The 1,928-nt window shown below is 39.5% G+C and carries 2 protein-coding genes; one reads left to right on the top strand and one right to left on the bottom strand.

Features of this window, described 5'->3' with window-relative positions; genetic code table 11:
• Positions 1 to 57: 57 nt before the first annotated feature.
• Positions 58 to 948: a LysR substrate-binding domain-containing protein gene (locus B4C08_RS04715; RefSeq protein ID WP_296663506.1), complete on the bottom strand. Its 891-nt coding sequence runs from the start codon at positions 946 to 948 to the stop codon at positions 58 to 60.
• Positions 949 to 1,026: 78 nt separating this feature from the next.
• Between B4C08_RS04715 and B4C08_RS04710 the strand changes: the two genes are divergently transcribed.
• On the top strand, positions 1,027 to 1,851 hold the full coding sequence (locus B4C08_RS04710) for a hypothetical protein (RefSeq protein WP_296663503.1): 825 nt from the start codon (positions 1,027 to 1,029) through the stop codon (positions 1,849 to 1,851).
• Positions 1,852 to 1,928: the final 77 nt, after the last annotated feature.

The following is a 1,928-nucleotide window of genomic DNA, read 5'->3' as shown; positions in this document are numbered from 1 at the left end:
TTGACGCGCTTTTTCTTATAGCTTTTTTAGTTGCTTCTAACATTGCAAAATACAATTTTATGAAATGCCCAATATTTCATTCACTGCAATGCGGATTTTTCTTGCGCTTTCACTTCCCGTGATTTTTGCCTTTTGAATGAATCCTATGTCATAAAAGCCTAGCGCGTTTCCTGCGTTATGAGACACAAAGCCTTCTTTGTATGGTCCGTTTTCCAAAACAATTTTTGGAACAAGTCCTATTCCAAGTCCAAGAGCGGCAAGAGCCATTACAGCTTCGTTTCCTTCTGTTTCCGCGGCAACCTCCGGATGAACATTGCGGCTTTTTATCCAAGAATCGAATCTTTTGCGCGCAAGTCCAGCTTTTGGCAAAATCAAAGGCACTGTGGAAACTATATCCTGCGGACTTCCCTGCACGTCAACATAAGGACCGCTCAATGCAGCCGCAAATACAAGAGGAGTTCGGCACACGGAAATGCAGTCAAAAAATGCAGAACGCTCGTCAGGAATTGCCGCCACCGCAAGTTCCGCCCGCCCTTCCCTCACCGCGCTCACAGCCCCGGCAGGATCTCCTGTTTCTATGGAAAGATGAACCGCCGGATATTTTGCAGAAAGTTTTTTTATGAACGGAGGCATTATCGTATAGCACGCCGTAACGCTAGCATAAATATGAAGAGTTCCGCACACGCTGTCCTTTAGCTGCGAAAATTCATTTACAAGATTTTCTTTTTCTTCCACGCACTTTGAAGCAAAACCAAGAAATTTCCTGCCTTTTTCTGTAAGAAATATATCCTTGCTTCTTCTGTCAAAAAGCTCAGCGCCGGTTTCCTCTTCCAATCTTGAAATAAGCCGGCTTAATGCAGAAGGACTTAAATTGATTTCGTTTGCGGCACGAGCAAAATGAAGATTCTTTGCCACGGAAATAAAAGCCTTAAGCTCAAAAAAATCCATGCGTTTACTATAAAAATTTTTTGCTTTTTAGTCGATAATAAGTAAGATAAATTTACACTTTTAACATTTGGGGGATTTATGAAAAAAACCGCTTTTTTCGCTGTTGCTGTCCTTTCAGCATTTTCTGCTTTTGCCGACAATTTTTCAACTGGATTTACTCCAGCCGGAAACGTTACTTCCTACACAAAGACAAATTATTCTGTAACTTCTAAGTTTGGTGAATATTTCCGCTCTATTTCAGAAAAAGAAGTTCACAATTTCAGCAACGGACAAGAAACGGAATATTCACTCTTAAACGCAAAAGACGAGCTTATAACAAAAACAACATACACTTACAACGCAAAAAAACTTGCAAGCATGGCTTACTTTGACGCAGAATCTGAAGCAGAACTCAAGACTGAATACGAATACGGCGTTGACTCAAAAATCAAGTCATACACAGTTACAGAAAGTGATTCCGGCAACCTTAGTTCAAAGACAATCTATAAATATGAAGGCAAAAAAGTTACGGAAAACCACTACGACAAAGACGGAAAACTCTATATGCGCGTAATCCAGACTTTGAATGACGATGGAATTCCTGTCCAGGAAACTGAATACAACGGAGACGGATCATTCAGTCTTTCAAGAAACTATTCATTTACAGAATCAAAAAAAATCGCTGCGATAGAAACTTTTGATGAGGAAGGAAACTGCACAAACAAAATTGCTTTCCGCTATGACGCAAACGACTTCCTTACAGAAATTCAAGTTTATGAAAATGCAAAAATCACAGAACGCCGCATTTACAAAAATGACGCTTTGGGAAATCCAGTAAGAATAAGCTACTACGATGTTGCAGAAAAATTCGGAACAACAGTAAATGAGCTTTCCCGCATAGAAGATTTTTCCTATAATTACTAAAACTGATGTCATACTTTGACAAAAAAGATATTCCAATGTCATTTTAGGTTTAACATTATGTCATACTCCGGCTTGAC

The sequence above is a fragment of the Treponema sp. UBA753 genome (assembly GCF_002297325.1).
Lineage (GTDB): Bacteria > Spirochaetota > Spirochaetia > Treponematales > Treponemataceae > Treponema_D.
The sequence above is the reverse complement of the archived record's forward strand: the minus strand, read 5'-3'. Positions and strand labels throughout refer to the sequence as shown.